Annotated in this window: 21 protein-coding genes (1 of these 21 running past the window's edge); 3 read left to right on the forward strand and 18 right to left on the reverse strand. The window is 71.8% G+C overall.

The window, feature by feature from the left end; translation table 11 throughout:
- The 10 genes from DAERI_RS03415 to DAERI_RS03455 form a co-directional block, all read right to left on the reverse strand.
- Positions 1 to 691, reverse strand: the 5' portion of a protein-coding gene (locus DAERI_RS03415) for an SDR family NAD(P)-dependent oxidoreductase (RefSeq protein WP_102125956.1). It extends 50 nt beyond the left edge of the window; only the first 691 of its 741 coding nucleotides appear in the window; the start codon lies at positions 689 to 691; the stop codon falls past the left edge of the window.
- A complete protein-coding gene (locus tag DAERI_RS03420; protein ID WP_102126019.1) occupies positions 688 to 2,004 on the reverse strand; it encodes a family 1 glycosylhydrolase in 1,317 nt (438 codons plus the stop codon). The genes DAERI_RS03415 and DAERI_RS03420 overlap by 4 nt, the downstream gene beginning before the upstream one ends.
- A gap of 8 nt (positions 2,005 to 2,012) precedes the next feature.
- The gene (locus DAERI_RS22230; protein ID WP_164973358.1) at positions 2,013 to 2,159 is read right to left on the reverse strand and encodes a hypothetical protein; all 147 of its coding nucleotides are present in this window, start codon (positions 2,157 to 2,159) and stop codon (positions 2,013 to 2,015) included.
- Positions 2,160 to 2,216: 57 nt separating this feature from the next.
- The gene (locus DAERI_RS03425) at positions 2,217 to 2,672 is read right to left on the reverse strand and encodes a molybdopterin oxidoreductase (RefSeq protein ID WP_102125955.1); all 456 of its coding nucleotides are present in this window, start codon (positions 2,670 to 2,672) and stop codon (positions 2,217 to 2,219) included.
- Between the two features lies 1 nt (position 2,673).
- Positions 2,674 to 5,118 carry a molybdopterin oxidoreductase family protein gene (locus DAERI_RS03430; protein ID WP_102125954.1) on the reverse strand — a complete coding sequence of 815 codons (2,445 nt, stop codon included), beginning with the start codon at positions 5,116 to 5,118 and terminating at the stop codon, positions 2,674 to 2,676.
- A gap of 80 nt (positions 5,119 to 5,198) precedes the next feature.
- Complete coding sequence (locus DAERI_RS03435; RefSeq protein ID WP_102125953.1) at positions 5,199 to 6,185, reverse strand: PIG-L deacetylase family protein; 987 nt, start codon at positions 6,183 to 6,185, stop codon at positions 5,199 to 5,201.
- A 4-nt stretch (positions 6,186 to 6,189) separates the two neighbouring features.
- Positions 6,190 to 6,861 carry a hypothetical protein gene (locus DAERI_RS03440; protein ID WP_102125952.1) on the reverse strand — a complete coding sequence of 224 codons (672 nt, stop codon included), beginning with the start codon at positions 6,859 to 6,861 and terminating at the stop codon, positions 6,190 to 6,192.
- A gap of 169 nt (positions 6,862 to 7,030) precedes the next feature.
- Entirely contained in the window at positions 7,031 to 7,561 is a 531-nt protein-coding gene (locus DAERI_RS03445) for a winged helix-turn-helix domain-containing protein (protein ID WP_103128052.1), read from the reverse strand.
- Positions 7,558 to 8,226, reverse strand: coding sequence for a phosphatase PAP2 family protein (locus DAERI_RS03450; protein ID WP_102125950.1), 669 nt, complete (start codon positions 8,224 to 8,226; stop codon positions 7,558 to 7,560). The genes DAERI_RS03445 and DAERI_RS03450 overlap by 4 nt, the downstream gene beginning before the upstream one ends.
- 93 nt (positions 8,227 to 8,319) lie before the next feature.
- Entirely contained in the window at positions 8,320 to 9,597 is a 1,278-nt protein-coding gene (locus DAERI_RS03455; RefSeq protein WP_102125949.1) for an NRAMP family divalent metal transporter, read from the reverse strand.
- 352 nt (positions 9,598 to 9,949) lie between these two features.
- Between DAERI_RS03455 and DAERI_RS03460 the strand changes: the two genes are divergently transcribed.
- From DAERI_RS03460 to DAERI_RS03470, 3 genes are all read left to right on the forward strand, one after another.
- Positions 9,950 to 10,672 (forward strand): phosphatidate phosphatase App1 family protein, encoded by a 723-nt coding sequence (locus DAERI_RS03460; protein WP_165794058.1) that lies wholly within the window; start codon positions 9,950 to 9,952, stop codon positions 10,670 to 10,672.
- Positions 10,673 to 10,695: 23 nt separating this feature from the next.
- Positions 10,696 to 11,235: a YjaZ family protein gene (locus tag DAERI_RS03465; protein ID WP_102125948.1), complete on the forward strand. Its 540-nt coding sequence runs from the start codon at positions 10,696 to 10,698 to the stop codon at positions 11,233 to 11,235.
- 328 nt (positions 11,236 to 11,563) lie between these two features.
- The gene (locus DAERI_RS03470) at positions 11,564 to 11,773 is read left to right on the forward strand and encodes a hypothetical protein (protein ID WP_102125947.1); all 210 of its coding nucleotides are present in this window, start codon (positions 11,564 to 11,566) and stop codon (positions 11,771 to 11,773) included.
- Positions 11,774 to 12,064: 291 nt separating this feature from the next.
- Here the strand turns inward: DAERI_RS03470 and DAERI_RS03475 are convergent, their stop codons facing one another.
- The 8 genes from DAERI_RS03475 to DAERI_RS03510 all read right to left on the reverse strand — a co-directional run bounded on the left by DAERI_RS03475 (position 12,065) and on the right by DAERI_RS03510 (position 22,959).
- Positions 12,065 to 14,752, reverse strand: coding sequence for a tetratricopeptide repeat protein (locus DAERI_RS03475; protein WP_103128053.1), 2,688 nt, complete (start codon positions 14,750 to 14,752; stop codon positions 12,065 to 12,067).
- 38 nt (positions 14,753 to 14,790) lie between these two features.
- On the reverse strand, positions 14,791 to 16,185 hold the full coding sequence (locus DAERI_RS03480; protein WP_235610233.1) for a S8 family serine peptidase: 1,395 nt from the start codon (positions 16,183 to 16,185) through the stop codon (positions 14,791 to 14,793).
- 497 nt (positions 16,186 to 16,682) lie between these two features.
- The gene (locus DAERI_RS03485; RefSeq protein ID WP_102125944.1) at positions 16,683 to 17,276 is read right to left on the reverse strand and encodes a DedA family protein; all 594 of its coding nucleotides are present in this window, start codon (positions 17,274 to 17,276) and stop codon (positions 16,683 to 16,685) included.
- An 84-nt stretch (positions 17,277 to 17,360) separates the two neighbouring features.
- Positions 17,361 to 19,997 (reverse strand): FtsX-like permease family protein, encoded by a 2,637-nt coding sequence (locus DAERI_RS03490; protein ID WP_102125943.1) that lies wholly within the window; start codon positions 19,995 to 19,997, stop codon positions 17,361 to 17,363.
- Positions 19,994 to 20,764 (reverse strand): ABC transporter ATP-binding protein, encoded by a 771-nt coding sequence (locus DAERI_RS03495; RefSeq protein ID WP_235610235.1) that lies wholly within the window; start codon positions 20,762 to 20,764, stop codon positions 19,994 to 19,996. Before DAERI_RS03495 ends, DAERI_RS03490 begins: the two co-directional genes overlap by 4 nt.
- Positions 20,757 to 21,431, reverse strand: coding sequence for an ABC transporter ATP-binding protein (locus DAERI_RS03500; RefSeq protein ID WP_102125941.1), 675 nt, complete (start codon positions 21,429 to 21,431; stop codon positions 20,757 to 20,759). Before DAERI_RS03500 ends, DAERI_RS03495 begins: the two co-directional genes overlap by 8 nt.
- Before the next feature lie 5 nt (positions 21,432 to 21,436).
- Positions 21,437 to 22,003 (reverse strand): hypothetical protein, encoded by a 567-nt coding sequence (locus tag DAERI_RS03505; RefSeq protein ID WP_102125940.1) that lies wholly within the window; start codon positions 22,001 to 22,003, stop codon positions 21,437 to 21,439.
- A gap of 44 nt (positions 22,004 to 22,047) precedes the next feature.
- Complete coding sequence (locus DAERI_RS03510) at positions 22,048 to 22,959, reverse strand: alkaline phosphatase family protein (RefSeq protein ID WP_164973323.1); 912 nt, start codon at positions 22,957 to 22,959, stop codon at positions 22,048 to 22,050.
- Between the last annotated feature and the right edge of the window lie 48 nt (positions 22,960 to 23,007).

Genomic DNA, 23,007 nt, shown 5'->3' on the forward strand with positions numbered 1-23,007 from the left:
TGAAGGCCGCGTCCTCGGAGGCCAGGAAGGCGATGGCCGCCGCGAGGTCCTGAGGTTTGCCGACGTCGGCGGGGTTGATCTTCTCCACGCCACTTTTCACGTTGGGGTTGTCCCACAGCATCGGGGTGTCCACCGCGCCCGGGAGCACGGCGTTCACCCGGATGCCGCGCGGCTTACCCTCGATGGCCGCCGAACGCGTCAGGGACAGCAGGGCCGCTTTCGCCGCCGCGTATGGCGCGACCAGCGGCTCGGTCTCACGGGCGTGGATGCTGGAGACGTTCACGACGGCGCCCCCCGGCCTCATGTGCAGGAACCCCTGCTGGATGAACAGGAACGCACCCAGCAGATCGACCGCCAGCACTCGCGTCCAGTCCTCCACGGTCAGGTCGGTGAGCGGCTTGAAGGTCATCAGGCCCGCGTTGTTCACGATCACGTCGAGGGTGCCGAACCTCCCCAGCGCCTGCCCCACGCAGCCCTGCACCTGGTCGGCCTTCGAAACGTCACAGGCCACCCCCAGGGCGTCCAGTGCCCCCGTCGCCCTGACCTCCTCGGCGGCCTTCTGCGCCTGGTCGCCGTGCAGGTCGGCGATCACGACACGCGCCCCCTCCTGCCCGAAGCGGGTGGCGGTGGCCAGGCCGATGCCGCTGGCGGCGCCCGTGACGATCACGGTCTTGTTCTCGAACCGGCTCATGTTCCGTCTCCTTCGAGGTTGGGGTCGATCAGTTTGGCCGACGCCGCGCGGGAACGGCGCTCGCGCTCCCGGGCGCCGCTCTCCACCCGGCGCAGCACGGGTTCCTGCTGCTGGCTGGGCGGGAAGATCGGCAGGGCGAGGACGACGCTCTGGGTGGGGAGCACGTCGCGCCACTGGGCGATCAGGTCCCGGTACGCCTGCCCCACCGGGCGGATGTTGCGGTCCAGGTCGTAGAGCCCGAGGGGATTGACCCGCCCGTTGTTCTCGCGCAGCGCCGTGTCCCAGTCCACCTGGTCGGTCAGCGAGTACCAGGTGAAGCCCACGATGGGCAGCCCGTCGTTGCGCACCCGCAGCACGTTCGCCCACTCCTTGCGCAGCCATTTCACGGCCTCGTCGCCGTTCGGCCCCTGGCCCAGGTTCGTCTCGGTGTGCATCACCGGCAGGCCGTAGCGGGCGTAGTACTGGTTGGTGATCACCGAGTAGCCGTAGACCTCGCCCGCCCACTCGGTCCTTCCGTCCGGATGTACCAGATGCTCGTTCGTCACGTAGTAGTCGTTGCCCATGATGCAGTGGTGCTTGCGGGTCTCGTTCAGGAAGAAGTGGTACTCCCCCCGCGTCATGCCGTGATCCATGAGGTACTCGTACATCTCCGAGCCGACCCGGTGACCGTAGTTGAGATCGAGCGACAGGAAGCGGACCTCGTTCATGATCTCGGCGGGGCGGATGGCGGACGGGTTCTCGGCGTGGAAGTATTCCGTGGACTCGCTCTGGATGAAGATGGCGTCCGCGCGCACCTCCAGGATGGCCTGCATGGCGAGTACGTTCGCCCTCACGATGTGCTTCAGGGCCGTCACGAAGGCCGTGTCCGTGGTCATCTGCTCGTTCCACCAGCCGTACTTGGCCGAGAAGAGGGCGCAGATGTACATCTCGTTCACCGGGGTGTAGAGCTGCACCCAGGGATAACGCAGGGCGAAGGCGCGGGCGTAGCGGGCGAACTGCCCCGGGAAGTCCGGGTTCTGGAAGTTCCCGATCCAGTCGGGCACCCCGAAGTGGCACAGGTCGGTGATGGGAACGATGTCCCGGCGCCGCAGCTCGGCGTAGGTCTCGTCCGCGAAGCTCCAGTCGTAGCGGTCGGGGCCCAGCCAGGTCCGGTGCAGCGGCGGGCCGTAGCGCAGGTACTCGATCCCGAGTTCGCGCACGAGGTCGAAGTCCTTCTTCCAGAACTCGTAGTGGCGGCACTTCTCCATCTCGTCCATCCGGACCCGGCCGCCCTGGATGGTGGGGTACGAGTTCTCGATACCGGTCGCGAACATGAAATAGATCAAGGTGGACCTCCCACCTGCTGTCTGAGGAGAAGACGCCGCAGAACTTCCCCGAGGAGCGCGATCAGCAGCACCCCGGCCATCACGGTGACGGAACGTTCCTCGATCTGGGCGGGTTCTTTCTTCCACGACCAGCGCTGCCTCATCCGGGATGGACCCTCGGCTGAAGAGTCTTCGCCCTCCTGAATTCGGGTCTGGCATGGTCAGGCGACCACCAGGGCTTGCGGCGCGGCCTGCTTGATGCGCGTCAGAAAGAAGGCGATCTGGCGCTTGGTTTCCCGGCCGCACTCCTGGCAGACCCGCTCCAGTTCATCGTCGCGCAGCGCCTGGGCGGCCTGTTCCAGCACGGTCCAGCAGAGCTGCACCTCGTTCGCCAGCAGCCACAGATCGTGCAGGTCGCGCAGCAGCGCCAGGCTGCCCTTCTGTGGCCCGTGGAACAGCGCCTTTTCCATGTTGGCGGGTTCAAGGTTCTTGCTCTCCCCGTACTTCTGCACCAGGAGTCCCAGGTGTTCGAGATGCTTTTCGGACCACGAGGCGAGGAGCCGGCACGTCTCCTCAATGTCCGGCTCGTCCCCGTGGTGTTCGGCGACTTTTTTCAGAGCGTCCACCAGGTGCTGCTCGCTCCCGTGGACCAGGCCCAGGTAGTTTCCGACGTGCATGTCAACCATCCACCCTTTGCGTGGTCTTGGGCTGCGGGACCCCGGACTCGGAGGCGAAAGAGGTGCGCTCCTTCTCCCCCGAGACCAGGTGCCGCGCCACCTCCACCGCGCGCCCCAACAGTCCGGGGGTCGGGAGCGCGTCTGCGGCGTACCGGCTGATCCGCACGGCGGCGTACTTGAAGTGCGGCTGCTTGCTCACCGGGTCCCACTCCGTGAGGGTCAGTTCGTTGGCGGCGCGCGGGCGGCTGGGGTCGTCCCAGGAGCCGTAGTGCCAGGGAATGAACACCAGACCGGGTTCGGTGTTGCCGAGTCGGGCGCGCTCGATCACCAGGCCCCGCCGGGACTCCACCAGCACCCAGTCGCCTTCCTTGATGCCGTACCTCGCGGCGTCCTCGGGGGAAAGCTGCACGAAGGCGTCGGGAGCCGCAGCATTCAAGGCGCTGGACCGCCCGGTCTTCGTCCTCGTGTGGAAGTGGTACACCTGCCGCCCGGTCGTGAGCCACAGCGGATAGTCCTCGTCGGGCACCTCGTGCGGCTCACGGTAGTCGGTCGCCTTGATCAGCGCCCGGCCCTGAGGATCGTTCGCCTTGTATTCCTCGGGGGTGACGCTCGCGCCCGTGTCGAAGTCCTGCCCATAGGTTTCGGCGTCGTCCGCATGGGTGGGAAACACGAAGTCGGTGTACAGCCGCACAGTGCCGTCCGGGTGCCCCTCGTTGACCGGCCAGGGAATGCCGCTGCCCGCCAAAAGCTTTTCGTAGGTGAGGCCGGTGTAGTCGCAGGGCCGCCCGCGGGTGCATTCCTTCCAGGCCTCGAAGGCGCTCTCGGGGTCGTGCCACTTGACCAGGGGCTGCCCGTCCTGATCTCGGAAGTCCATGCGCCGCGCGTAGTCGAGGAAGATGTCGAGGTCGCTCCTGGCCTCGCCGGGCGGCTCGACCGCCTTGCACGAGATGTGGACCGTACGGCTGACGTTGGTGAAGGTGCCGGTCTTCTCGCCCCAGATAGCGGCCGGCAACACCACATCGGCGTACCGGGCGGTCTCGGTGAGAAAGGCGTCCTGCACGATCACGAACAGGTCTTCTTTCTGGAGGATGCGGCGGATGCGCCCGAGGTCCGGCAGGGACACGGCCGGGTTCGTCGCGCTGATCCACAGCATCTTGATCGAGCCCTGCTCGCAGTAGCGCCAGATCTGCATGGCGTGGGTCGGGGGACTCCAGTGCGGAATCTTGTTGAAGGGGACGTTCCAGAGCTTCGCCAGTTGCCCAATGTGCTCAGGGTTGCCCCAGTTGCGGAAGCCCGGCAGGTCGCCGTCCGCGCCGGTCTCCCGCGTGTTTTGCGCGGTGGGTTGCCCATTCATCTGGAGGATGCCGCTGCCGGGCTTGCCGATCAGGCCCCGGATCAGGTGGATGTTGTTCACCTGCACGGCGGCGGCGGTCGCCTGCATGGACTGGTACACGCCCTGGAGGACGGTGGAGACGAGCGTTTTCGTGTTCGCCAGAATCTCCCCGGCGGCGCGCAGGTCGGCGGCAGGCACACCCGACAGTTCCTCGACGTACTCCGGCGTGTACTTCTCGACGACCCTGTTCAGGTTCTCGTACCCGACCGTGTGTGCTTGCAGAAAGGCCGGGTCGGTCTTGCCCGCCTGGATGATCAGGTGCAGCAGCCCGTTGAGCACGGCGACGTTCGTGCCGACCTTCGGCGCGAGATGCACGGTCGCTTGCTCCGCCGTGAAGGTCCTGCGGGGGTCAATGACGATGATTTTCGGCGGATTCGGCCCGGCGAGACGGTCGAGGATGCGCGTCCACAGGACCGTCTGCTGCGAGGCGACGTTGTGCCCGACGTGCATCACGCAGTCCGTCACGTCGAGGTCCTCGTACGAGCCCGGCTGGCCGTCCGACCCGAACGACTCCTTGAGGGCGGCGGCGGCGGTCGCGGTACACAGCCGGGTGTTGCCGTCCATGTGGGGGGTGCCCAGGCCGGCCTTGCCGATCACGGCCAGGGTGTAGTACTCCTCCAGGAAGAGCTGCCCGGAGGTGTAGAAGCCGACGGCGCCACTCGTGTGTTCCTCGACGAGCTCCTGCGACTTCCGCACGATGAGGCTCATCGCCTCGTCCCAGCTCGCCTCCCGCAACTGCCCATCCCTGCGGACCAGGGGCCTGACCAGCCGGTCCCCGCTGTTGTTCGCCTCCCAGCCGTGCAGGCCCTTGGGCCCCAGGCGCCCCTTGTTGGTCATGTCAGAAGCGAGGCCGCGGACGCCCACGATCCGGCCGTCCTTCACGCCGATGTCGAGGCCGCAGCCGTTGGAGCACAGCACGCACGCCCCCCGGACCCAGCGCTCGGGCGTTTCCGAGACCCGCTCGTCCACCCGCGCAGGCCACGCCTGCCCGGCCCCGTGCGGGGTGCGTTCCCCCCAGATGTCGTTGATGCTGTCCCGCGTTTCACTGGTCATCGCCACGCCTCCTGCCCTCTTGATTGGCTTGTTCCCGCATGCCGGGGAGAAAAGTCGGCTGTCTCTGCTCTGCGCTTTCCCTACCTTGAAGTCGGACTCACCTTCAGACCATCTGCCCCCCTCTCCTCCGGCAGGGGCTCCGCGCTGAGCAGTTCGTTCTGCCGCACGAAGGCGTGCATGAAACGCCCCATCACCCGTGTCTGGGTGCGGTAGGCGTCCACCGCCGCCCGCTTGCGCGCGACCTGGGCGGGGGTCAGGTCCGCCCGGGCCCACGGCAAGGTCTTCGCCAGGGGCGGCAGGGTCAGCGGCAGCCCCGCGTGCAGGCCCTTGGGCAGCGGCCACTCCAGGCCGCCGTGCACCACCCAGTAGCGCACCCTCGCCTCCTGGCCCCGCGCGCTCATGAGCCGCATGGCGAGGTAGGAGAGGGTGCGGTGGTCGGCGTGGAAGTCCTGCGGGGCGGGGGCGAGCACCAGGTCCGGCCGGACCCGGCCCAGCACCCGCGACAGATCGGCCTCCAGCGCCCGCCCGGTGTACGGCGCGCCGGGTGTCAGGGCGCCCCGCACGTACACGGCGCCCGACGCGGTGTGTGGCGCGGTGTAGGGCTCCGCGTACTGGGTGGTGAAGAGCCGGAAGAGCCCGCCGTCCGGGTACCCGAGCATGAAGGTCCGTTCCGGGGGCACGCCCAGCAGCGCCACGGCCCGCCGCGCCTCGGCCGCCCGGGTGTCCCCCAGGGCGCGCATGTCCGCAGGGCCGGGGTCCAGCACCCGCCGGGTCAGCACCGCGTCGAACTCGAAGCCGTCCCCGGCGGTCGCCCAGGCCACGAACACCCGCGCCCCGGCCGCCTGGGCCTGCTGGATCAGCCCCGCGCAGCACAGCGTCTCGTCGTCCGGGTGCGGCGCGAGGACCAGCACCCGCTGGCCGGGGCGGAAGGGGGCCGTGGGCGGCAGGGCCGCGACCCGGTCCGCCCCCGCGTCGAACACCCGCCCCACGGCGGGCAGGTTGATCCAGGCCGCGAGGCCAGCCGCGCCGAGAACTGCCGTGGTGATCAAAACGTGCCGTCTGCGCATGGGGTCACCTCAGGATGTTCACGGCGCGGCTGGCGACCAGGACCACGGTCAGCATCGACGTGGCCGCCTGGAAGGTCATCAGCGCCTTGGCGCGCCGGGTGAGCGGGAGGGTGTCGGTCGGGCTGAAGGCGGCGGCGTTCGTGAACGCCACGAACAGGTAGTCGACGTACTCGGGCCGCCACCCCTCGGGGGCCAGGCCCGCCGTCCCGGCCTGGGGAAAGAGGAAGTCGGGGTAGGTCCCCGGGCGGGTTCTGCGCAGGGCGCCGCCCCGGTCGAGTTCCCAGTACCACAGCGAGAAGACGAGCACGTTCGTGACCCAGAGGTTCAGCGCGTCCGCCAGCAGCGCCCGGCCCGTCGCGCCGCTGCCCCCCAGCAGGTCCCCCACCAGCAGGCCCAGCGACGTGAGGTTGGCGAGGTGCAGCAGCCCGGTCAGGCCCAGCGCGAGCGGGCGGGTCACGCGGCTCAGGGCACGGTCCGCCTGCCCGTGAAGGTGGAGATGTCGGCGTTGACGCCCCCGCAGGACGCTCAGCGGCAGCAACAACATGGTCTCGACCGCCGGGAGCAGCCAGTTCGGGCCGGGAGTGAGGTGTTCGCCCAGCAGCAGGTTCAACCCCAGGACGGTCAGGATGGCGACCCGGGCTGGCCACAGCGACTCAGGGGCAGGCGTGGCAGTCACGCGCGCTCCACAGGCCAGCCCCGACGGACTGGAAAGGCCCCTGAGTCCCACCCCGCTGCCCGCCCAGCACCCAGCGCCGCCGCCGTTCGTTCGGCTGGCCCCAGGATCACGAGCCGTTCGCGCACCCGCCAGAGTCGGCCCCGGCCTCCCGGACGTGCCCACCCAAACCTCACGTGACCGCCCCCAGCCGGTACCCGGCGCAGCGGGACGTCTCGATGACCTGCGGCCCGGTCTTGCGGCGGATGGCGCGGACGTGCACGTCGATCACCCTGGGCTGAACCCGGGCCTTCCCGGCCCAGACGTCCGCGATGATCTCGGCCCGCGTGAAAACGCGACCGGGTTGACTCGCCAGCAGTTCGAGCAGGGCGAATTCCCGGCGGGTCAGCGCCGCCCGGGCGCCGTCACGGGACAGCTCCCTGGTCCCTGGGTCAAGCACGAACCCACCCGGCAGCCGCCACGTCTGGGACCGCCGGTCCGCCGGGTGCGGCGGGGAGGGCCGTTCCTGGAAGACGGAAGACTGGACCGGACTGGAGCGCCCCCCCACGGCCGGGGCGCTGTTCCAGGGCTCAGCCGTGTCGCGTGCCGGGAAGGAGGGCGTGTGGCCCCCCTGCGGCCACAGGTCCAGCCCGTGGCCGGTGGCCGACCTGTCCGGGAACGCGCCGCCGATCCGGGCCTCGTCCTCGATCTCCGGAGGCTTCATGCTCGCCCCGCATTCCGCGGCAGGAGCCGCCCGCGCAGAATCTGGTACGTGCCCAGAACCCACACCAGCGAGGTCAGGCCGCCGGCCAGCACGTCGGTGGGGTAGTGCACGCCCAGCACGACCCGCGAGAGGGCCATCAGGGCGTAGTAGCCCGCGCCAAGCACCAGGGCCGGCCAGCGCAGGCGGGTGTGCCACAGCAGGAGCACCACCAGGACGGCGAGCGCCGCCGCGACGGTGCTGTGCCCGCTCGGGAACGAGGCGCCCGTCTCCGCCACCAGGCGCGGCCACAGCTCGGGGCGGGGCCGCTGGAAGATGCGCTTCATGATGGCCTGCACGCCCGCCGCGCCGCCCAGGGCCAGCAGGGCGAACAGCGCCTGGGGCCGGTGGCGGGTGAACCAGAAGATGGTGGGGAGCAGCACGATCACCACGCCCATCACGACCGGGCCCCCGAAGTAGTTCATGAAGACGCTGAAGGCGGTCAGCGCCCCGCCCGCGTGCCCGTGCAGCCAGAGCATGGCGGGCGTCTCGAAGGCGAAACGCTCCTTTTCGAGCACGTCCTCGCCGATCAAGCCCAGCACGATGAGGGGCAGCAGGATGCCGAGAAACAGGCGCAGCAGGGTGGCCGGCTGCGCGCGCCTCACCAGGTCAGTCAGGGAATCCGTCATGGCGGCAGCATGGAGCGGGGCGGTATAGGAACGGTATAGCGGCGGTATACGGGGGAACTGGGGCGGGTGCACGGGCGACCGGTCCTCCCCGCGTCACCGGCCCAGGGTCGCCAGCATCAGGACGCTCGCCGTGAGCATCACCAGGGCGGCGATCCAGCCGAGGACCTTCAGGCCGGGCGGCAGGACGAACTCGCCCATCACCCGGCGGCTCGATGCCAGCAGCAGCATCGCCGCCATCACCGGGGCGCTCGCCACCCCGTTGACGACCGCCGCGAGAACCAGCGCGCGGATGGGGTCGACCGGCGTGAAGTTCAGCCCCACCCCGAGCAGGGCCGAGGCGCCCAGGACGAGGTAGAAGCCCCGGGCCTCCAGGGGCCTCCGGGCCAGGCCGACGGGCCAGCGCAGCGCCTCGCCCACCGCGAAGGCGGCCGAGCCCGTGAGCACCGGCACCGCGAGCAGGCCCGTCCCGACGATCCCGAGCGCGAAGAGGGCGAAGGCGAGGCGGCCCGCCACGGGCCGCAGGGCCTGTGCCGCCTGCGCCGCCGTCGCGATGTGGGTCTGCCCCGAGGCGTGGAGCGTCACGGCGGCCGTCAGGATGATGAAGTAGGCCACCAGGTTCGAGAAGCCCATGCCGACCAGGGTGTCGAGCCGGATGCGCCGGAACTGCGCGGGGGCGAGGTCGGGGCGGTGGCGCAGCCGCGTCTCCCCGGGCTCGGCCCGTGAGTCCTCGACCTCCTGCGAGGCCTGCCAGAAGAAGAGGTACGGGCTGATGGTGGTGCCGAGCACCGCGACCAGGGCCTGGAGGCTGGCCGCGTTCCAGCTCAGGTGGGGCAGGAGGGTGGCCCGCAGCGCCTCACTCCACGGCACCCGCACCACGAACACCGTGGCGACGTAGGTGAACAGGGCCAGGGTGAGCCACCGCAGCCCCCGCACGTACCGGGAGTACGGCACGAACACCAGCAGCGCGACCGACAGCAGCGCGAGGAGCGCGGTGTAGAGGTGCGCGTGCCCGCCGATCAGGAGGTGCAGGGCCGCTCCCATCGCGCCCAGGTCGGCCCCCAGGTTGATGACGTTCGCCCCCACCAGCAGGGCCGTGACCCCGTACAGCAGCGGAGCCGGGGCGAACTCGCGCAGGTTGCTCGCCAGCCCCCGCCCGGTGACCCGCCCGATGCGCGCGCTGATCTCCTGGGTGGCGGCCATCAGGGGGAAGGTGAACAGCATCGTCCACAGCAGGCCGGAGCCGAACTGCGCCCCGACCTGCGAGTAGGTGGCGATGCCGCTGGGATCGTCGTCCGACGCCCCGGTGATCAGGCCGGGCCCGAGCAGGCGCCGCCAGGAAACCGTCTGGCGGCGGGGTGCGGTCCGGCTCACGGGAGCTTCCCCTGGGGCAGCGAGGGGGCTGGGCAGTCCATGCCGCGATCCTAGGGCCGCCGGGTAAAGGGCCGGTATACCGGCGGGTGCCTCTGCCACCCCGGTCGGGACCCGGCCCCCTGCGCCACCCCTGGCCCCTGGGGCGACGCGCCCCGCTCTCCCGGGCCTGCTCCGCGTGCGGCGAGCCGTGCCCGACCATCTGACGTCCCGACCCCTGCTGGCTGCCCTGCTCCTGTGATCCGCCCAGGCGGCGCACCTCACGGTCCTGGACTCCCCCGACCCCGCGCAGCTCCGCGTCCGGGTCAGCGCGGACGACGGGGTCGCCGGGCGTGCCGACGCGCCGGGCGACCCCGTGGCGCTGAACGTGCCGCGCAACCTCGCCCGCCTGCTGCCGGGCTCGCTCCCGGGCGTCCCGGTGACCTGTCAGCCCGAACGGGGTCCGGCGGTGCGGGTGGTCACGGACCTGCCGGGGTACGCCACCCGCCCGTTGCCCACCGGGACGATGGGGGCGACCACCGTCCGTGTCCAGGGAGCCGCTCCCGTGCAGCTTCCCCCGCCCGCCTTCCCGGGCGCGGCGCACCTCACGGTGACCGACCTCGACGACACGGTGATCGTCACGGGAGTGGTGCAGGGCTGGACGCTGCGCAGCGGCCTGACGGCCAACGGCACGACCCGGCCCCTCTTCCCGGACGTTCCCGCCCTCCTGCGCGGGCAGGCGGCGCGCGGGCCGGTCATCTCCCTCAGCAACAGTCCCGACGGGCTGACGGTCTCCCTGCGGACCCTGCTGCATGTCCGCGGGCTTCCCGAGGGGCCGCTGTTCTTCCGCGAGGGCGCCGCAGAGCACAAGAGCCGCGTCCTCGACACTCTGGCGCGGACCACCACCGCCCGGTTCACATTGATCGGGGACAGCGGGGAGCGCGACCCGGAGACCTACGCCCGGTTCGTCCGGGAGCATCCGGGCCGGGCCGAACGCCTCCTGATCCGGGACGTCGGCACCCCGGCGCGTCGTCAGGAGGTCGGGCGGCGGCTCACGCCGCTGGGCGTTCCCTTCGGATTTCTGCCCGCCGCCCCCTGAGAGGCACACTCTCCTGCCCCGGAATGACGAAATGGCCGCCCTTTCTCTACCGGGAGCAGGTCTATGACCTCAGCCACCTCGACGGCTTCACCTGCGAATACCTCAAGCCCGCTCAGGACGGCAAACCCGCCGTCACGTACCGGGTGTTCGTGCATTTCGGCCATCACTGCTTCACGGAGAAGAAAAAGCCTGGAGACGACCCCGCGCTCGAATACCGGCACGTCACCAACCGCGACTACCGCAGCTTCGACACCCTGCGCTACGAGCTGTCGCGGCAACTGCCCGCCCTGGTCCGGGACCTGATGGGCAGGAAATGCTTTCACACCGGACACGGCAACTCCTTCACCATCGAGGTGACGTCGCGGGAGGGTGAGCAGGTGGAGTACGAGGTGTACTTCAAACCCTACAAGGAGCAGGGCAGCAGGCAGCTCAGGCTGATCGTGGAGAGTGCTTTTCCGCGGGACGCCGACAGGCTGGAAAACCGGCCCAGGACGAAGCCGGTCAAGTTCGAGTTCCTGCTCTACAACACCCAGATGAACAGACCGGTCAAGGTGCAGAGGTAAAAGCGACGGCACACCTCAGGTGTGCCGCCGCTTTTGAAATTGAGCTGGAACTGATCCTCTTGGTTATCCCACTCTCGGGTAGGGACCCTCTTCGGGCGGTGCCAGAGCACACGGTCATCCCGTGTTCAGCGCATACCCTGACAGTGCCATCATAGCCAAAACCGGGCACAGGGTCAATGCCCGGCGGGTGTCACCCCCTCGCTGTTCGGGAGAGGGTGTTTTCTCCTGGCTCCCGGAGGCGGAGGAAGTGGTTTCGCATCTCTGCTGTTCGCTGGGGCTCATCCTGCTCACCTCCTGATGTCATGGGGGGAGCCGCTTAAGCTGGGGCATGGCGAAGTTCATCAAGCTGGAGGACGGCAGCTACGTGAATGCCGCGGCCATCCACCGGATTCACCTGGAGAAGCACACCGACCCCAAGTTCTGGAAGCTGAACGCCCAGCTTTCCAAACCAGAAGGTGGCGCGGAGTGGGCCTACCTCGCGGGCGAGTTCGGCAGCCTCAAGGAGGCGGAGGAGGCGGTCAGGAAGCTCGGCAAGTAGAGCGTCGGGGCGGAGGCGACAGGCAGGTGCAGGGGTTCCCCCAGCGTTATGGACCCTGGCCCGTGAACCTGGTGCTGGTCGGTGTACAGCTCACTGGCGCCGACATCAGGCCCGGCACGAGAAACCTCCGCGGGGCCACCAGGGGCCACCTCCCGGGTCAGGTCAGCGGAATGGGGGTGCGCAGGCTGGACAGCTCTGGGAGGGTGACAGGTGGCGCTCTCCGCGGCCCGGCTCGTCGTTCCTCCTGGACATACTCCCCTGGCGCCGGGCCGAGTGAGGCGGCCCTATGCCCTATGTCAGCTCAGGGGCCGACGCCGGGGCCCGGAGGTTGGGCTGCCCCCGGCGACCTCCCTTGGCGCGGTACATGCGCTGGTCGCTGAGGCGCAGCAGCTCGCCCGCCGTCACCGCTTCGCGCGGAAAAGCGGCGATGCCCGCGCTGACACCCGACGTTGGAAAACCCTGCTCGCGCACGCGGGCCGCCACCGCTTCGATGTCCTCCAGGATCGCCACGCCCGTGTCCGCCGCGCCTGACAGGATCGCCGCGTACTCGTCGCCCCCGATGCGGTACACCTCGCCGCGGTCCCCAAGCGCCGCCTGCAGGGTCCGCGCGAAGGCGCGCAGCAGGTCGTCGCCGCGCTCGTGGCCCTGGTGGTCGTTCACGGCCTTGAGGCCGTCGAGGTCCATGGACAGCACCAGAACACTGTCACCGTGGGCCGCCTCCCGGAGCGCGCGCTCCAGGTCCTCCTCAAAGGCCCGGCGGTTGGGAAGGTTCGTGAGCACGTCCGTGCGGGCGGCGAGTTCGAGGCGCCGCGCCGTCGATTCGGCCTCCCGCCGCGCCCGCTCGAGGTCGCGCGTCTGTTCCGCCAGCAGGTGCTCGTAGTGCGCGCGCAGCGCCGCCACGTCCTGCCCCGGGCCTTGGAGCGCCGGGAGGTGGAACTGTGCGCCCGCCTCCCGCTGCGCGCGCAGCTCACGCCGCATGTCCTCCTCGTACGTCGCCGCCCCGAACACGCACAGGGCGGCGTCCACCACCCGGGGGTCGAACTGTGTGTCGCGGCCGCGGTGGAGTTCCGCGAGCGCCTGCTCCCGGGTCCACGCCGCCTTGTAGGGCCGCGCGTGCGTGAGGGCATCGAACACGTCCGCGACCGCCACGATGCGCCCCATCAGCGGAATGGCCTCGCCCGCGAGGCCGCGCGGGTACCCGCGCCCGTCCCAGCGCTCGTGGTGCGACCACGCGATGTCCTCGGCCATCTGCAGCAGCGCCGACTCGCCGCTCGCGAGCAGGCGCGCGCCCAGCGCGGCGTGCGCGCGCATCTCGTCGTACTCCCCCGGCGTGAGCGGCCCCGCCTTGAGCAAGATCGCGTCCGGGATCCCGATCTTGCCGACGTCGTGCAGGCGCGCGGCGACCCGCGCCAGTTCCACCTGCGCGGCGGGCAGCCCGAGGTGCGCGGCCAGGCGCGCGGTGCCGTGCCCCACGCGCCAAGTGTGTTCGCCGGTCGCGTCGTCGCGGTACTCGGCGGCGGTCGCCAGCCGCGCGGCCACCTCGAGCTGCGCGCGCTCGAGGGCGGCGGTGCGTTCGAGCACGGTGCGCTCGGCCCCCTCGCGGGCGCGCCGCTCGATCTCGGTGCGCTCGCGCTGCGCCTCCGCCTCCTGGCGGGCGCGCTCGATGTCGAAGCGGGCGGTCAGCTCGCGCGTCTTGCGGTCGCCCTCCTCCGTGAAGAGTTCACGCTCGACGCGGTGGTGCTCCCGGTAGAGGGCGAGGGCCTGCGCCGCGTCGCCCTGACGTTCGAGGACGTCCGCGAGCGCGAGCAGCACCTCGCACTCGCTCTTCTTGCGCTTCACCTCGCGGGCCAGCCTCAGCGCCTCGCCCAGGCGCGCGAGGGCCAGCGGCAGCTCGTCCCGGCGCGCGGCGAGGCGGCCGAGGTGGTGCAGGGCGTCGAGTTGCCCCTCCACGTCCTCGCCCCGGCGGGCCAGCTCCAGGGCCCGCGCGTGAGACGCGACGGCCTCCCCGAGCTCTCCCGCGCGCTCGTGCAGGCGACCCAGCCCGTCGAGGGCGGACACCTCCCCGGGCGCGTACCCGATGGCGCGCGCGCGTTCCCGCGCGCCCAGCAGCTGGGCGCGCGCCTCGTCGTCCTGGCCCGCCTCCTGCCGCGCCGCGCCGATGTTGAGCAGGGCCACGACCTCGACGAGCGTGTCGCCGCCGCTCCTCGCCAGGGCGAGGGCCTGCCCGAAGTGCTCGACCGCCCTGTCCACATCGCCCATGTCGAGGTAGAGCGTGCCCAGGTTGAGGACCGTGCGGTTGAGGGTCCGGGCGTCGTCCCCCCGGCCGCGCAGCAGGGCGTGCGCCTCGGTGAGGGCCCCCAGCGCCTCCGGGTAGCGGCCCAGGCTGACGTACAGGTTCCCGATGTTGCACAGGCAGCTCGACTCTCCGGCGTGGTCCCCCAGCGCGCGGTGCGCGGCCAGCGCCTCCTCGAGGGCCGCGAGGGCCTCGGCATACGCGCCGCGGGTGTGCCGCGCGCCCGACAGCCGGTTGAGCATCCGCGCCTGCACGGCCAGGTGCCCGTGCGCGCGGGCGAGGCCGAGCGCTTCGAGAAACTGCGCCTCGGCGGCGGCGATGTCCCCATAATCCAGCATCAGCTTGCCGTCCGCGCCCAGCGCCTCCATGACGCCCGGCAGGTCGCCTGCCCGCCTGGCGACGTTCCGGGCGCGCCCGAACGCGTCACGGGCTTCATCGCGCATCCCGCGTTCCGCCAGCGCGGCACCCAGGACGAGCAGGGCGCGCACCTCTCCCGCCGGGTACACCGCGCCTCGCGCGGCCGACCGTGCCTCGCGCGCCACTTCGGCCGCGCGAGGCGCGTCCGCGCCGACCAACTGTTCGGCGGCCCCGACGAGCGCGTCCACGACCGTCTGGGCGTCACCTCCCGCTGCGCCGCTCAATTCAAGCCGCGTCGCCCGCCGGTCCCCGCGCACACCGCCGTCCATCTCACCCGCCTGCCGTCCCGACCGCCAGGGCCCTCGTCTCACTCGTTATGGTCGTCATTCTCGTCGCCCAGCCCCAACACGTCGCGCAAAAAAGCCTCGAGGTCGAGCCGACCCTGCACGCCGAGTTTGGTCCTGTACGCGCGGTTGCCGGGCAGGCCGTACACGTTGTGGGCGCGCGCACTCATCTTTTGCGCGAGATCCCCACGCACCTTCTTGTCCGACTCCCCGAGGGCCAGCGCGAGCCCGCCCGCCGCCATGGGGGCCGCCATCGACGTGCCGCTCCACGCCGCGAGCTGCGGCACGCCGTTCGCGTCGCGCGGCGCGGGGCCGAACACGTCCTCGCCGGGCGCGACCACCTCCAGGGCGCTGCCGTAGTTCGAGAAGCTGGACTTGACGTCGCGCGCGTCGACGCTGCCGACGCTGAGCTCGCGCTCGTTGCCCTTGCCGGCCGCGTCGCGCGCGGGATAGGTGATGGGATCCGTGTTCTCGTTCCCGGCGGACGCGACCACGAACACGCCGCTCCTGGTCGCTCGCTCGATGGCGTCCTGCACGATCTGAGAGCGCTCGTCGCTGCCCAGGCTGAGGTTGATCACGCGCGCGCCGTGCTTGACGGCCCAGTCGATGGCCTTGGCCACGCCGAGGATGTCGCCGGAGCCGTCCGGGCCGAGGACGCGCAACGGCAGGATGGTCGCGTTCGGCGCCACCTGCAGCACGATGCCCGCCACGCTCGTGCCGTGCCCGTACCCGCCGATGCCGAGGGCCCCCTCGTCCTGCGGCAGCGCGTCGTTGCCGTAGAAGTCCCACCACTCGCCCTGCGGCGCGAGCGCCCCCTCGAAGGCGGGATGGGTGAGGTCGAGGCCCGTGTCGATGACCGCGACCTTGACGCCCGCGCCGAGATGCGGGGCGAGCCGCTGCGCCTGCTGGAGCCGGACCTGTCCCCAGGTCACGCTGTTCTCGGGCACCGGCGCGTAGCTGCCCCCGGCCCACAGGGTGCGCCGCCCACCCGTCCAGGCCCGGAACTCGCCCCCCGCCCACAGGGTGCGCCGCCCCTGCATGGCGGTCACGCCCCCACCATCGAAGGCGGCCTGGTTGGGTTCGACGACGCGCCGCGACCGCGCCTTCCCCCCGGCACCCTGAGTGACAACGGGGAGTTGCGCGGAATCGACGGCGAGCAGGGCGTAGCCTGCCTGCGCGCTGAACGCGACCACCCTGCCCCCGAACTCGCGCTCAAGGCCCTGGACGCTGTCCGACTTGTCCGTGCTGACCATCAGGGCGTAGGGCGCCCGCGCCGTCGGTACGGCGATGGGCGTGGCCGTCGTCACGGGGGCCGGATCGGGAACGGGCGTCGCGGCCTCGCTGGCAGGTTGCTGCCCGCAGGCGGCGAGCGCCAGGGCCAGGAGGACGGTCCCCGGGAGGCGTGATGTGCGGGTCATGGGCATCTGCGGTGTCCTTTCGGGTTCCGTGTCTGTCGAAAGGCAGGGAACTCTTCACGCCCAACGTAGGAGGAGGACTCTTACACAGCTCTTTTCGTGTCCTCCTGCTCGCCCTGTGAAGACCTGTGGCGCGGGGAGGAGGGACTCCGCCAGCCTCCCCGCGTGACTCGGGGGAAAGGTCTCTCAACGGGGTGAGGAGGACGGCGAATGCCGATGTTCGCCCCCTGGGACGGCACCTCCTCGACCTGGGCTCGCGCAGCGTTCGGGCCCGGGCGGCCACGGATCGAGAACGCCGTCCAGGACCCGTGACGCGGGAAGCCCTGCTCGGTTCGGCCCGACGAGATCACCTGCTCCGCGCGGGGTCCCGACGCCGGGGGCGCCCCCTTCCCTCGGCCTACCCACCGGCCACCACGCTCCCGATGCGGGGAGGGCGTCGCGTCAGCGTCGGGGAGCGTCTCCCGCCGCCGAACCCCGCACAACACCGTCCCCACTTGGGCTCACCGCCGCCCCGCGCGCAGCTTGCGCAGCTCCAGCCCCACCGGGATCAGGCTCAGGACGACGGCCACGCCCACCACCAGCAGGATGTAGCGGTCGAGGTGCGGGATCAGGCCGCCCAGCCAGAAGCCGAGCAGGGGCACGCTGATCGCCCACAGCAGCCCGCCCACGACGTTGTAGGTCAGGAACCGGGCGTAGGGCATCTTGCCGACCCCGGCGAGCGTCGGCGCCACCGTGCGCACCACCGGCACGAAGCGGGCCAGGATCAGCGAGAGGGCCCCGTAGCGCTCGAAGAACGCCTGGGTGCGCTCCACGTACTCGGGGCGAAACAGGCGGCTGTCCGGGCGGCTGAACACCGCCGGGCCGAAGCGGCGCCCGATGAAGTACCCGGTGCTGTCCCCGATGACCGCGCCCAGGGCCACCGCGAGCATCACGCCCGCCAGGTGCAGGCTGCCCTGCTGGGCGAGGATGCCCGCCGTGATCAGCAGGCTGTCGCCCGGCAGGAAAAAGCCGATCAGCAGCCCGCTCTCGGCGAAGACGATGGCGAAGATGCCCAGGTAGGAGACGCTGAGCAGGAGCTGGGGAAGGTCGACCATGCCCCCACCCTAGAGAGCCGAGGTAAAGAACGCGTATACCGAGAGGGGGAGCGGCTCAGGCCACTCCCCCCGGGAAGCCGCCCCTCAGCCCGCCCGCAGCACCTCGGTCACCCGCCGGTTGGAGGCGGCCTGCGCCAGCCGCAGGGCGGCCAGGGTGCTGAGGGCGGCGGCGGCCAGCAGGCCCACCAGGTAGGGCCAGGGCAGCACCATCACCTCGGGCGGCGGGTCGAAGACGCCCTGGAGCAGCTTGATGAGGGTCTGCGCGACCCCCAGGCCGATCACGCCCCCGAGCACCCCGCCGAGGCCCACGACGACCAGCGCCTCACCCGACAGGAAGGCGCCGAGTTGCTTCTGCGTCGCGCCCAGGGCTCCCAGCACGGTGAAGGTGCGGCGGCGCTCGGCCAGCCCCAGGGCCAGCACCAGCCCGGTCGCCCCCGCGAGCAGCAGGGCCGCGAAGGCCAGCTCGATGCGCGACAGGCCCGCGAGGTTGACCGCCGTGAGGCCCGACGCGATCCGGCTGCGCACCGTGGCGAGGTCGGTGACCGCCACGCCGGGCAGGTCCTGGGTCGCCCGCCGCGCGGCGTCCACGACCGCCTGCGGGGACCCGCTCACCTTGAGGAGCGCCACCTCGGCCACCGGGTTGCCGGTCGCCTTGGCGAGGTAGCTCGCGTTGGCGACCAGGAAGGAGTCCTTGGGGGCGGTGGGGAACTCGCGCACCACGCCGACGAAGGTGAAGGGGACGATCCCGTACCCGTGGGTGCGGGCGTTCAGCAGCCGCAGGTTCAGCCGGTCGCCGAGCGAGAGCTGGTAGTCGTTGACCGTCTCCTGCGAGACGAACAGGGCGTCCGGGCGGGCCCGGAGCTTCGCCAGCGCCCCCTGCGCCGTCGTCCCCTTGAAATAGGTGTTCGACAGGCGGCTGACCTGGGTGAAGTGCGCGGCGTCGATGCCGTAGATGTCCTGGAGGTCCGCGCCCACGTAGGCGAAGCGGTGGATCAGCGGCTGGGTGCCCACCACGCCCGGCAGGGCCCCCAGGGTGGCCAGCCGTGGCCCGGCGGGGCCGTTCGCGGTGCCCGTGACGGTCACGTCCGCCCCGTTGGTGAGCACGGCGTCCACCCGCGCCTGGTCGTTGTAGGTCGCGTTGAAGATCGAGGTGGAGACCGCGAAGGCGGTGGCGAGGGCGACGAGCGCCGCCCCGCGCGTCAGGAGGGGCCGTTGCCGCCCCAGCGCGGCCGCGACGGTCCCCGCCAGGGTCCCGGCCAGGGGCCGCAGCAGCCGGGTCAGCGCGCCCCGCCGCAGCAGCAGGCCCAGCAGCCGCATCGCCAGCAGGGTGCCGCCCAGCCACAGGGCCAGCGGCGCGACGAAGGCCTCGATCTGGATGCTCGCCTGGGGGACGCCTTCCGGCGCGAGCACGAGCTGGTAGCCCCCGGCGGCGCTGCGCCAGAACATCACCCCGGCCAGGACGAGCAGCAGCAGGTCGAGGGAGAGGCGCTGCCACAGCGGCGTCCCGGCCCGGCCCACGACCTGCCGCTGGGCGGCGACCGTGGACGACCGGATCGCGCCCAGGGTGGGCAGCAGGACGGCCAGCAGCGAGAGGAGCAGCCCCGCCAGGACCGGCAGCGCAAGCAGGGGGACGCCCACGGCCGTGCCCGGCGTGACCAGGGGCGAGAGCAGCACGTAGGCCAGGAGGCCCAGCACGGTGCCGACGCCCGCCACCAGCCCCGCCTCCGCCGCTCCCAGCCGCAGGATGGTGCGGTCACCCGCTCCCCGGACGCGCAGCAGGGCCGCCTCGGTCCGGCGCTGCCCGGCGCTCGCCCCCGCGACGCTCAGGGTCAGCGCCCCGGCGAGCAGGGCCCCCGGCAGCCCCAGGAACAGGAACAGCGCCTGGGCGTAGAGGGCGTCCTCCCGCGCCCCGTCGAGCTTGGCCGCCAGGTTGTTGCCGACCACGGCCCCGCCCGAGAGCCGCGCCTCGACGTTGTTGGCGAGCGTCCCGGCCAGCGCGAAGGCCCGGCCCGGGTTGCTGGGGAGCGGGGTGCCCAGCCGCACGTGGAGCTGCTCGCGTACCGTGTCGGGCCGCGCCAGCTTCTGCGGGGCGAACAGGGCGTCCCACTGGGCGCGGGGAAGCAGCACCACGTTGTCCGGCGGCGCCTGGGGGGCGAGGCCCTTCGGCGCCCCGACCGCCTGGAACAGCGAGTCGGCCTGCGGAAGGTCGACGACCCCGGCGACCCGCAGCCCCACCGGGGCGGCCCCGTAGCGTCCGATGTTCACCGTGTCCCCCACGGCGGCGTGCAGGTTCGCCGCCGTCTGCTGCGACAGCACCACGCCGTCCGGCGACCCGATCAGGGGACGCAGCTCGGCGGGGAAGGCGGCGCGGTAGCCCGGCGGCAGCCCCAGCACCTTGCCCGCCCCGGTGGTCTGGACGGTGCCGCCCGTGTTGGCCGTGAAGCCGGGCACGTCCGCGTACCCGACCGCCGCGAGGGTCCGGACCGGAGTGGCGGCGCGGATGGCGGCCTCGGCCTGGGCGCGGCTGGTGTTCTGCCCCAGCAGCACCTGCCAGTCCACCGGGACCGACCCGATGGCCCGGCGGGTCATGTTGGCCGTGCCCGCCGCGATGAACGACAGCAGGAAGGTCAGGAAGGCGACGGTCAGACCGACTCCCAGCGCGCTGCCCCACAGACGCAGGGGACGGCGTGCCATCAAACCGCGCAACCACAGGCTGGTCATGAGGGTCCCTCCTTGGTGGCCCGGCTCAGGAGCCCGCCGCCCTCCATGCGCCAGAGGGTGTCGAGGCGCCGGGCGACGGCCTCGTCGTGGGTCGCCATCACCAGAGCCGAGCTGGGTTCGAGGGCCGAGAGCAGCACGTCCATCAGGTGCCCGGCGGTGACGGAATCGAGCTGCCCGGTCGGCTCGTCGGCCAGGATCAGCCGGGGCCGGGTGACGAGCGCCCGCGCGACCGCCACCCGCTGCGCCTGCCCGCCGGAGAGTTCCTCGGGAAGCTGTTCGGCGAGCGGCAGCAGTTCCAGGGTATCCAGGGCCCGCCGGGCTTCCCCGGTGGCCGCTTTCGGCGTGGCCCCCGTCAGCAGCAGCGGGAGCGCCACGTTCTCCAGCGCGGTCAGGGGCGGCATCAGGCTCTGGGCCTGGAAGACGAAGGCGACCTTGCCGGGCCGGAGCGTGTTCGCCTCACCCAGCGCGGGCCAGCTCACCGTCCCCGTGGTCGGCGTGTCGAGCCCGCCGAGCAGGTGCAGCAGGGTGCTCTTGCCGCTGCCGGAGGGGCCCAGCAGCGCGATCCGGTCGCCGGGGCGCACCTGGAGCGTCGTCTCCCGCAGGGCGGTGACCTCCTGCCCGCCTACGGTGAAGGTCCGGCCCACCCCGCGCGCCTCGGCCAGCGGGGTGGTCGCCGCGTCCACCTGCCGGGGCGATGCCGCGCCTGAGGAAACGGGCCCGGGGGTCAGCCGTCCCGGTGAGACGTCCACCATCCTGGGTTCAGGCATCCTGCCACCTCCCGTCTTTCAGCCGCAACACGCGCGTCGCCCGGGCGGCCAGCCGGGAGCTGTGGGTGGCGATCACGGCGCAACGTCCGCCGCGCCCCTCCCCCCGCACGAACGCCTCGATCACCCCGATGACCCGCTCCTCGGTCCGCGCGTCCACCTCGGCGGTCGGCTCGTCGGCCAGCAGCGCGGCGGGGCGGTGGGCCAGCGCCGCCGCGAGCGAGGCGCGCGCGATTTCCCCTCCGGAGAGCTGCGCCGGGAAGGCGTGCCGCCGGTGGTCCAACCCGAGCTGCCCCAGCAGGTCCAGCGCGCGGGCCCCGCCCGGCTGACCGAGCAGCCGCCCGGTCAGGGTCACGTTGTCGAGCACGTTCAGGTGCGCGAGCAGGTTCCCGCCCTGCAACATCACGCCCAGGTGCCGGGCCCGCACCCCCGCCCGCTGGGCCTCGGGCCGCCGGGTCAGCCGCTCGCCCGCCACCGTCACCGCGCCGCCGTCCGGGTCGTCCAGGCCCGCCAGGCAAGAGAGCAGGGTGCTCTTGCCGCTGCCGGAGGCGCCCAGCAGGACGACGAGTTCTCCCGGCGCCACGTCCAGGCTGACCCCGCGCAGGGCGCGCACCTCCTCGTCCGCCACGTGGTAGAAGCGGTACAGGTCCACGGCCTCCAGGATGGACATGGCCCTCACCGCCACACGAACGAACGCGCGACCCGGTTCCAGGCGTCCACGTTGTCCGCCCCCCTGGGGGCACTCATCCGCAGCACGACCTCGCGCCCGTTTCTGGTGAGCACGTACAGGTCGTTGTCCAGCACCGCGCGCCGTCCCGTCACCGCGTTCGGGGCGGAGGTGGAGATGAAGCGCGCCAGGACGGCGTTCCCGGCGGGCAACGGCGCCGCCTTGACCAGGGTGACCTTCAGGCTGGGGTCCGTCCGGGCCAGCGCGGCGAGGTCACCCGCCCGGACCGCCGCGACCCCCGGGGTCCCTGCCGCCCTGCGGGCCGTCAGCTCGACGGTGCCGTACTTGGAGGTGAAGCTCACCGTGCCGCCCTGCTCGCGGCGGGCCCAGCCTTCCGGGATTTCCAGGCTGTAGCCTCCCGGCGCGTTCGTGTAACGCACGAAGGCCTGTGAGTCGGGGATGTCGCCGACCGGGTGAGTCTCGGGCGCCACCTGCGTCTGCGCGAGGGCGCCGGAGACCAGGGCGAGAAGGGCGAACGTCGTTGCGGGCCGCACCAGACCTTTGTTCTTGTTCATGCCCCGACCGTAGGCCCGTCCGGTATAAACGCGGTATAGGAACCTCAGCGCGTGAACAGGTCCGTCATGGGCGTCGCCCGCGCGGCCTCGCGCAGCGGGGGCAGCCCCCAGGCGTCCTCCAGGGTCCGCAGCAGGCTGGAGTGGTTGTAGGGCCGGTTCGACCGCACCCCGCGCGGGCCGTCGCTCGTCACCACGATGGTCGCCACGGTGCCCCCGCCCCCCGCCCGGTCCCCGCCGCCACCCTCGTCGAAGGTGATCACCAGGGCGGCGTGGTCCTTCCAGGCACCCGAGGCCATGATCTTCCCGGCCCACTCGCGCACGAAGGCGTCCCCTGCCCGCTCCAGCCGCGAACCACGCCAGCAGGTCAGCGCCCCGTGCAGGTCGTGACACAGGTCCGGCACGATCAGCGCGAAGGTGGGAACGGTCCCGGCGCGCAGGTCGGCGTCCAGCTCCCCCAGGGGGACCACCTTGCGGGCGCGGACTGGGTCGCGGGCGATGTCCGCCGCGAGCATCAGGGGGTTGTGTTTCTTGGCGTACACGCCGGTGGAGGGACCGTCCCAGCCAGGGCCGGGCAGTCCCTGGAAGTAACCCTTCCAGGTCTTCCCCGCGCGCTCCAGTTGCAGGGCGAGGTTGTCTCCGGGGAAACGCTGGCCGGAGTCGTCGCTGCGGCTGCCGAAGGTGCTGCCGAACAGCAGGGCCACGTAGTTGGGCAGGCTGGGGTGGGCGACCCCGGTGTAGTTCGTGGCAAGACCGTACTCCCGCGCGAGCGCGTTCAGCGTCGGCAGGTTGGGGTTGCCCAGCACTCCACCGGCACTGGTGTTCTCCAGCACCAGCACGAACACGTGTGAGAAGGGCGGCAGGGTTCTGGGCTGGGCCACCACGGTCCCCAGCAGGACCGGGGAGAGCCACAGCAAGTGGCGGGCCACCCGCAGGACCGGCCCGGCGAGCGGAACCACGCCGCGTGCCCGGACGCTTCCCGGTGGGGTCAGGAGGTGGGCCCTTCC

This window comes from Deinococcus aerius, from assembly GCF_002897375.1.
Lineage (GTDB): Bacteria > Deinococcota > Deinococci > Deinococcales > Deinococcaceae > Deinococcus > Deinococcus aerius.

Excerpts from the sequence above, each read along its gene's own strand:
- DAERI_RS03420 (WP_102126019.1), bottom strand. The coding sequence starts at position 2,004 with ATGTTCGCGACCGGTATCGAGAACTCGTACCCCACCATCCAGGGCGGC.
- DAERI_RS22230 (WP_164973358.1), bottom strand. The coding sequence starts at position 2,159 with ATGAGGCAGCGCTGGTCGTGGAAGAAAGAACCCGCCCAGATCGAGGAA.
- DAERI_RS03425 (WP_102125955.1), bottom strand. The coding sequence starts at position 2,672 with ATGCACGTCGGAAACTACCTGGGCCTGGTCCACGGGAGCGAGCAGCAC.
- DAERI_RS03430 (WP_102125954.1), bottom strand. The coding sequence starts at position 5,118 with ATGACCAGTGAAACGCGGGACAGCATCAACGACATCTGGGGGGAACGC.
- DAERI_RS03435 (WP_102125953.1), bottom strand. The coding sequence starts at position 6,185 with ATGCGCAGACGGCACGTTTTGATCACCACGGCAGTTCTCGGCGCGGCT.
- DAERI_RS03445 (WP_103128052.1), bottom strand. The coding sequence starts at position 7,561 with ATGAAGCCTCCGGAGATCGAGGACGAGGCCCGGATCGGCGGCGCGTTC.
- DAERI_RS03450 (WP_102125950.1), bottom strand. The coding sequence starts at position 8,226 with ATGACGGATTCCCTGACTGACCTGGTGAGGCGCGCGCAGCCGGCCACC.
- DAERI_RS03465 (WP_102125948.1), top strand. The coding sequence starts at position 10,696 with ATGACGAAATGGCCGCCCTTTCTCTACCGGGAGCAGGTCTATGACCTC.
- DAERI_RS03470 (WP_102125947.1), top strand. The coding sequence starts at position 11,564 with ATGGCGAAGTTCATCAAGCTGGAGGACGGCAGCTACGTGAATGCCGCG.
- DAERI_RS03475 (WP_103128053.1), bottom strand. The coding sequence starts at position 14,752 with ATGGACGGCGGTGTGCGCGGGGACCGGCGGGCGACGCGGCTTGAATTG.
- DAERI_RS03480 (WP_235610233.1), bottom strand. The coding sequence starts at position 16,185 with ATGACCCGCACATCACGCCTCCCGGGGACCGTCCTCCTGGCCCTGGCG.
- DAERI_RS03485 (WP_102125944.1), bottom strand. The coding sequence starts at position 17,276 with ATGGTCGACCTTCCCCAGCTCCTGCTCAGCGTCTCCTACCTGGGCATC.
- DAERI_RS03490 (WP_102125943.1), bottom strand. The coding sequence starts at position 19,997 with ATGACCAGCCTGTGGTTGCGCGGTTTGATGGCACGCCGTCCCCTGCGT.
- DAERI_RS03495 (WP_235610235.1), bottom strand. The coding sequence starts at position 20,764 with ATGCCTGAACCCAGGATGGTGGACGTCTCACCGGGACGGCTGACCCCC.
- DAERI_RS03500 (WP_102125941.1), bottom strand. The coding sequence starts at position 21,431 with ATGTCCATCCTGGAGGCCGTGGACCTGTACCGCTTCTACCACGTGGCG.
- DAERI_RS03505 (WP_102125940.1), bottom strand. The coding sequence starts at position 22,003 with ATGAACAAGAACAAAGGTCTGGTGCGGCCCGCAACGACGTTCGCCCTT.